Annotated in this window: 7 protein-coding genes; 6 read left to right on the top strand and 1 reads right to left on the bottom strand. The window is 34.5% G+C overall.

Features of this window, described 5'->3' with window-relative positions:
- The first annotated feature begins 396 nt into the window (after window positions 1-396).
- From EKM00_RS13440 to EKM00_RS13420, 5 genes are all read left to right on the top strand, one after another.
- Window positions 397-690: a type II toxin-antitoxin system HigB family toxin gene (locus tag EKM00_RS13440; RefSeq protein ID WP_126516524.1), complete on the top strand. Its 294-nt coding sequence runs from the start codon at window positions 397-399 to the stop codon at window positions 688-690.
- Between the two features lie 5 nt (window positions 691-695).
- Window positions 696-1,052, top strand: a complete 357-nt coding sequence (locus EKM00_RS13435) for a helix-turn-helix domain-containing protein (protein WP_126456257.1) — start codon at window positions 696-698, stop codon at window positions 1,050-1,052.
- Window positions 1,053-1,602: 550 nt separating this feature from the next.
- Window positions 1,603-3,060: a M28 family peptidase gene (locus EKM00_RS13430; protein ID WP_126516523.1), complete on the top strand. Its 1,458-nt coding sequence runs from the start codon at window positions 1,603-1,605 to the stop codon at window positions 3,058-3,060.
- A 16-nt stretch (window positions 3,061-3,076) separates the two neighbouring features.
- Window positions 3,077-4,243: an ATP-grasp domain-containing protein gene (locus tag EKM00_RS13425; RefSeq protein WP_126456253.1), complete on the top strand. Its 1,167-nt coding sequence runs from the start codon at window positions 3,077-3,079 to the stop codon at window positions 4,241-4,243.
- A 484-nt stretch (window positions 4,244-4,727) separates the two neighbouring features.
- The gene (locus EKM00_RS13420; protein WP_126456251.1) at window positions 4,728-5,315 is read left to right on the top strand and encodes a DUF6642 family protein; all 588 of its coding nucleotides are present in this window, start codon (window positions 4,728-4,730) and stop codon (window positions 5,313-5,315) included.
- A gap of 224 nt (window positions 5,316-5,539) precedes the next feature.
- Here EKM00_RS13420 and EKM00_RS13415 read toward each other — a convergent pair whose 3' ends face one another.
- Window positions 5,540-5,992, bottom strand: a complete 453-nt coding sequence (locus tag EKM00_RS13415; protein WP_126456249.1) for a DUF4442 domain-containing protein — start codon at window positions 5,990-5,992, stop codon at window positions 5,540-5,542.
- A gap of 233 nt (window positions 5,993-6,225) precedes the next feature.
- Here EKM00_RS13415 and EKM00_RS13410 point away from each other — a divergent pair, with 233 nt between their 5' ends.
- Window positions 6,226-6,681, top strand: coding sequence for a DUF4870 domain-containing protein (locus EKM00_RS13410; RefSeq protein WP_126456247.1), 456 nt, complete (start codon window positions 6,226-6,228; stop codon window positions 6,679-6,681).
- Window positions 6,682-6,771: the final 90 nt, after the last annotated feature.

Below are 6,771 nucleotides of genomic sequence, written 5' to 3'. Positions count from 1 at the left end.
ACTTAGCGGAATTGATAGTTCACCTCTGTTTTCCTTTGAATAAATTTAGTGTTTTTTATCTAATACAAAGTAAAGGCATTCTATGATAAAAAACATCATCAAAACTGTCCAGTTTGAACCGGAATGAGGTGTTCACTTTGCTCCGGAATCACCTGTCCAGTTTGACCCGGAATGGGGTATTCAATTTGACCAGGAATATCTATAAAGCAACTTTTACCAAAACAAATTTTAAATGTAATTTAAATAACATCTATTTACTCAATGCGTAACAAAATACAGTTCGTTTAGAGATTTTTAGACGAACTGACGTTGGCAGTCAAACACACTTGCGACGGAAAAAATAGAAATCCCATTTCGGGAACTTTTTTTTATTATCTTTGAAAAAAATTAATACATTTGAGAGTAGTAGCTAAAAAAATATTAAGAGACTTTTGGGAGATACATGGTGATTGTGAACAACAATTGAAATCATGGTTTCAAGAAGCAAGTACAGCTGAATGGAAAAACCCAAACGAAATAAAGTTAGATTATCCTAGTGCTAGTATTTTAAATGACAATCGAATAGTTTTCAATATTAAAGGAAATAATTACAGATTGATAATTAAACTAACTTATGAATATCAAATGATTTGGATTCGATTTATTGGAACGCATGCAGAATATGACAAGATTAATGCAAATGAAATTTAAATATTATGGAAATTAAACCTATAAAAACAGAAAACGATTACAATCAAGCTTTACAAAGACTTGAAATAATCTTTGATGCAAAAAATGGCTCTCCTGAAGGAGACGAACTTGAGGTGCTCGGTATTTTAATTGACAAATATGAAAATGAAAAATTTCCTATCAGCTTACCAGACCCCATTGAAGCAATTAAATTTAGAATGGAGCAAATGGGTTACAACCAAAATGATTTAGCAAATATTATAGGTCTGAAAAGTCGTGCAAGCGAAATTTTAAACCGAAAAAGAAAGCTTTCTTTGGAAATGATAAGACAATTACACGAAAGGCTTCATATACCAACTGACGTTTTAATTCAAACTTATTAAAAGTACGACTGCCAACAACTAGGCTTCGTTGCGTGCCCAGCACCAACAATGAATTATAATCACCGAATACCAACAAAAATAAATTCAATGAGGTACCTCCGGGTTGAACAGCCTGTCCCGTTTTTACGGGAGAACCGATTGTACATCCGTTAACACTATGGAGTTGTTGTAAAGTTTTTAGAGAGAATTACAAGAGGCAAGCGAGCCACTTTTTTTGTAGCGTGGACATGCTAACTTTACCAGCATAAAAAGTTAAGAAACTAGGATACCAAATAAAGTCCCAGAAAGAATCCCTATGCGACACATTTCTTAGTAAACGAAACGGATTTACGCTATATTCGGGAATTATTAGCGCGAAATAGTAGAAAAACTCATAGTCAATGAAGTACCAAAAGTATTCAGCAAAAAAAAAGTCATTTTGATGATTTGTAATAAAAGATTATCTATACATTTGGAAAGACTAGGCTATTCAACAGCGATTACAGACAGGCTGCCAATACTTATTGATCCTTTACGATTTTAAACTTTTCAATTTTTAAAAATAAATCTTATGAAATACAAACAAATTCTTCTTTTGATATTATTTATTTCCACTTCGCTTTTTGCGCAAAGCACAGCACCACAATTAGATAAAATTAAGCAGCAAGATCTAAAAGATGATTTATATGAACTGGCGGGTGACGCTTATCGGGGACGAAGAGGAGGAGAACTTGGCGAAATGCGAGCTTCTGTTTGGGTGGCTCAAAAGGCCCGTGAAGCTGGCCTTAAACCTGCAGGTGAAGATGGAACCTACTTCCAGTTCTTTAATTTAAAACGCAGCCGTGTGGCCAATAGAAGTACTGTTAGTGTAAATGGTAAAGCACTTGATCTTTGGAAAGAGATTTGGCCAACTAATTTGGTTGACACTACCCTAGAAGGCTCCATAGTTTGGCTGGACAAAATACCGGATAATACTGTCGATCTGAAAGGCAAAATTGTAGCTATGAATATTATGCCTCCAACCCCCATTATTCAAGACTGGGTGAGCCTCTGGCAATATCGTTATACCGCTTCTGCCATGAACCAGCAGGGAAAAGAACTCCTCAGCCGCGGTGTTACTGCTATAATTTTTGTTGCTGATGACACTGTAGAATCACTTATTTCGTTTACGGGATTTCATTATCAAGAAGGAAGTTATGGAATAGAAGGTGCCCAATCCTCTACTGCAGCTACGGTACCAATTATATTGGCAAGTAAACAGTTAAAGAATATATTATCTAAACAAGACGCTTATTTAAAAACTACTTTGAAGGTAGAAAATTTTGACTATCCTTCTATTAATGTTATTGCTAAGGTTGATGGAACTGATCCTAAACTGAAAGAGGAATATGTTTTATTCAGCGGTCACCAGGACCATGACGGAGTAGGACCTGCAGTTAACGGGGATCCTATCTGGAACGGTGCTGATGATAATGCATCAGTAACGGTAGCGATGCTTGCAATAGGGAGTGCGTGGAGTACACAACCCGCTAAGCGATCGGCTTTATTTGTATGGCACGGATCTGAGGAAAGGGGTTTATTGGGTTCTCGTTATTTTGTTAGCCATCCCACCGTTAAACTGACCTCCATAGTTGCTGTTTTAAATGGCGATATGATAGGACGCAATGCACCTGATTCGGCGGCGCTATTGGGCGTAACAGAACCTCATCTTAATTCTTCTGACCTTGTAGCTATCACTTTAGCAGCTAATAAAAGTATTGCCAACTTCAAAGTAGATACTTCCTGGGATGCAGCAGATCACCCAGAGAATTGGTACTTCCGAAGCGATCATCTTCCCTATGCTCAAGCTAATGTTCCAGCAATATTTTTTACCACCTTATTACACCCTGACTACCATACCCCTTTCGATAGCCCAGATAAAATTGACTATCTAAAACTGACTAAGATGACAAAGTGGATCTATGAAACCGGATGGAGAGTTGCGCAAAGTGCCAAACGTCCTGCTGTAACAATTGAAATAAAAAAGTAAAAAACAACTACCTATTATGTTCTTAATAGACAAGCCATTTGTTTCCGATTTTCTTATCAAAACAATAAAAGATAATAATTATAAAATAATTGCAACCAAAGTAGCCAAAGAATTGGTGAAAGATGATTCTTTGGCATGGATAGCCGAAGAGGAAGCAATCGCTTTACTAAAAAATAATCCAGAAATTTCTCTTTATAGCAATTCAGAGAATGCATTAGCTTGGATCGATCAATACTATGGAGAAAGTGAATTATCAAGTCAATTACACGTTTTAAAAAATAAAGTAAAGTTTAGAGAACTTATAAAAGAGTTGTTTCCCGACTTTTATTTCAAGCAAATAAGTATTGAAGAAATCCAACGATTGTCCGATGATGAGATTCGGTTCCCATTTGTAATTAAACCTGCTGTTGGTTTCTTTAGCATAGGAGTTCATATCGTAGAAAACGAGAAAGACTGGATAAAAGCTAAAAGTGAGTTACAACCTGATAAACTTAAAAGTATATTTCCTGAAAATGTATTAAACACAAGTACTTTTATTATTGAAGAATTTATTCGTGGAGAAGAATATGCCATCGATTATTATTACGACAATAATGGAGATGCTGTTTTGTTAAACGTTTTACACCACCTCTTTTCATCCGAAACAGACACAAGTGATCGGGTTTATTCAACATCTAAAGCAATCATTGAAAAGTATAAAATTGATCTTGAATGTTTTTTAAGTAAAATTGGTAAAGAGTTACATTTAAAAAATTTCCCGGCTCATGCAGAAGTCCGCATAGATGAAAATGGCAAAATAATCCCTATCGAAGTAAACCCTTTACGATTTGGTGGATTTTGCACTACGGCTGACCTTCTAGGAGTAACCTTAGGATTTAATGAATACAAATGCTTTTGTGAAAACAAAAAACCAGACTGGGATAGTATCTTTAAAGGAAAAGAGGATAAAATATTTAGTGTCATTGTTTTGGATAATAATTCGGGAATAATCCCTTCCGATATTTTAGAATTTAACTATTCAGGTCTTGCTAAAGATTTTGAAAAACCAATAGTAATTAGAGAATTAGATATACATAAATATCCGGTATTTGGATTTGCTTTTATTGAAAGTACTGCCACTAATAAAAAGGAATTAAATGATATTTTAACCTCTGATTTACGAAAATATATAGTATTGAAATAAGGAAAATTTTAAAGCTCAAAAAACTTTTTTTAGCTACATCATATAGTAACTCTATGTCCTTGTTTGCCTTTATAAAAAATCATCTTGAAAATAAGATATGGGATATTTTCCCCGCTAGCGCACGAACCTGATCGCTTTAATATCAAATTTTTCGGACAGCGATAGGGCGGATTTCCAATCGGAGCCCACAAAGAGAATGATTCAACGAGATATCATGCCAGTTTAAAAGAGTGAATAAGAATTGGTTTTATTAGAATTATTTTGATATTATTTACGGGCAGAGATTACAAATCCGCCATCGTGACAGTTTTGTAAACTGTACCCACAAGATTAAGCAAATAGCAACTACAAATTTTACAAATTAGGACCAATTAATTCGCAGAAATACGTGAAATTTGTGCCAAATCTTTTAGAAGCAAAAAACAAAATAGACTAAAGCACATCGTTTTAACAATTATTGGAACCAATAAATAATTCGTAACTAATGACCCATCCGAACACCCAAAATTTAACGGATTCTGATACCTTTATTTTCTGCCTAGAAGCCGTTCCTAATACAGAAATCGCCACCACTACTGAAGTGATTAAAAACTTAGAGCAATTGGCTTTTGAACAAGGTATAACCAGTATTTACAAAACCTGTGATACCATTGAGGGGTTAGAAGAAAGCTTAAATGCGTTGCTTTATGACGACCATAATTTTAAAAATTATGAAATAATCTACTTAGTGATGCCAGGCGAAAGAAATACCATTTGTCTCAATGACTATTACTATAGTTTAGAGGAAATTGCAGAGCTTTTTGAAGGAAAAATGAAAGGAAAAATTTTACATTTTGCAAATGCAAAGGTATTGGACTTAAGTCCGGAAGAAGCACAATACTTTTTAGATATCACCGGAGCACGTGCCGTTTCCGGGTATGGAGCACCATCTAATACATTAACAAGCTGTGCCATAGACAAAGCTTTTTTTAGCTTATTTGAAGAGCAAGATAATGTTGTAGATATTGTTACCCAATTACATGAAAAGCACTTTACCCTTTGTCAGCTGCTCGATTTTAGATTGTATTATTAATCTTGATAGCGCTGATATGCAATTAAAAGCGGAGTACCTATCAATTTAATAAACGCCCGCATTAAAACGCCTACGGGTATTCTATTCATTCAGTTCAAAAGCCAAAAAACAGTACTCTAATTTCACAAAAAAAGTAACCTATTTAAACCAAAAATTCTAATTCTACATAATGGTCGCTTCACGAAAGAGATTCGATTGTGAATAAGTGTTTCAAAAAGATTTATTTATTTGGCCCTCACACTCCATTCAAAATCCATTTCGGATACTTGAATTCCTTTTTCATCGGTTCCAATGGATTTCATCCAAAACGTTTGTCCGTCTCCTGTAGCAATAGTTTCTTGAATCGCCTTTTCTATTAAATGGCCGTCATTACAGGTAAAAGTGATTCTGCCTGTAGCTTTCTTGGTAAAATTTCCTTTGTTATTCGCAACAAGCATAGAGATTTTTTTGCCGCTTTTTTGAATTTGAAACATTACTAAAGCACCCGTGGCAAGCTCTGCAGCCATGGCTTGCACGGCAAAATACAGCGAGTTAAATGGATTTTGGTTTATCCAACGGTGTTTTACAGAAACTATACACTGGTTCTCACCTATGATTTTTACGCGTACGCCACAGATAAATGCCGAAGGTAATTTGAAAAACAAAAATTTATTAAGTTTAGAGGCTGTAAGTTTCATAGGTAGCTACTGTTTGTTTTTATGGGAATAGAGTGTCGCCATTCTGTATTATTCTTTGGATTTTGAATTTAGGCGAGTTTATTACCGCTAGGTTTTTGCTAAATTACAAAAAAATACTATGCGTACATACAAAAATTGTTTGTTAATGTTGTGTTAAATTTTGGTACTATGCGTAACAAGATACTATCTTTTAGATATATATTTGCATAAGAAATTACTATATACTTTTAATCATGGAAACAACAACTGAAAAAAACATCGCGACATTTACGCATTTAAGTACTTTAACGCAGTATTTCATTCCTTTTGGAAATTATATTTTTCCAATTATTCTTTGGACAACCAAGAAAGAGGAATCTGAATTTGTAGATCACCACGGAAAACAAGTGTTGAATTTTCAATTGAGTTTATTGATCTACTCTTTGGTGCTGATTATGATTGCAATTCCTTCATTTCTTATTTCGGCTTTCAAAAATGTTTCTTTCGAATCATTGATACATCATAACGACATTACACTTTCGAATTTCAACCTTGAAGACAACATTGCACTATTAACGGTTGGATTAATTTGCGTTCTGATTTTCGGACTTTTGAAAGTGGCTGAATTCTTCTTGATTATTTATGCCTCGATTAAAACATCAAACGGAGAAAAATACAAATATCCAATAACGATTCCGTTCCTTAAATAAGGAAGCAGTCAGATTAAAAGAGAACAGACGTAATACAAGGAGCGAACAAACTAGCCCTGATTGAAACGACATCCTTTACTTGCTTTCTTT

The sequence above is a fragment of the Flavobacterium sp. RSP15 genome (genome assembly GCF_003968755.1).
Taxonomy (GTDB): Bacteria; Bacteroidota; Bacteroidia; order Flavobacteriales; family Flavobacteriaceae; genus Flavobacterium.
Note: the sequence above shows the minus strand (reverse complement) of the source record. Positions and strands in the feature narration are given on the sequence as shown.

Bases quoted from the DNA above. Each gene is read 5' to 3' on its own strand.
- EKM00_RS13435 (WP_126456257.1), top strand. From the start codon at position 696: ATGGAAATTAAACCTATAAAAACAGAAAACGATTACAATCAAGCTTTA.
- EKM00_RS13415 (WP_126456249.1), bottom strand. From the start codon at position 5,992: ATGAAACTTACAGCCTCTAAACTTAATAAATTTTTGTTTTTCAAATTA.
- EKM00_RS13410 (WP_126456247.1), top strand. From the start codon at position 6,226: ATGGAAACAACAACTGAAAAAAACATCGCGACATTTACGCATTTAAGT.
- EKM00_RS13430 (WP_126516523.1), top strand. From the start codon at position 1,603: ATGAAATACAAACAAATTCTTCTTTTGATATTATTTATTTCCACTTCG.
- EKM00_RS13420 (WP_126456251.1), top strand. From the start codon at position 4,728: ATGACCCATCCGAACACCCAAAATTTAACGGATTCTGATACCTTTATT.
- EKM00_RS13425 (WP_126456253.1), top strand. From the start codon at position 3,077: ATGTTCTTAATAGACAAGCCATTTGTTTCCGATTTTCTTATCAAAACA.